General features: G+C 63.7%; 1 protein-coding gene. It reads left to right on the forward strand.

Annotated features, from left to right (window positions below; all coding sequences use genetic code 11):
• Positions 1–92: 92 nt before the first annotated feature.
• Positions 93–273, forward strand: a 181-nt coding sequence (locus ABG80_RS24130) for a hypothetical protein (protein ID WP_152987627.1), incomplete at its 3' end; no start/stop codon positions are given.

The following is a 273-nucleotide window of genomic DNA, read 5'->3' on the forward strand; positions in this document are numbered from 1 at the left end:
CGCGAGTTCATCGAGGCTGCTGTGTCTGATGCGCTGGCCCGCGCCGAGGAAGCTATCGAGCGTTCCGGTGCCCTGGATCAAGGGAGCCTGTGATGCTCACGCTGACCGGCACCATTCGAGCAGTCACCACCCTGGGCGGTGGCGTCAACAAGAAGACCGGCGAGGTGATCCCCACCCGCCCGGTTCTCCAGATCGAGGGCCTCGATAACCGTGGCCTCGTTCAACTCTTCACCCTCACAGTTCCGGACACCAAGCCTTTCGAGGGCCGAGTGG

The organism is Aquabacterium parvum (assembly GCF_001447195.1).
Lineage (GTDB): Bacteria > Pseudomonadota > Gammaproteobacteria > Burkholderiales > Burkholderiaceae_C > Aquabacterium > Aquabacterium parvum.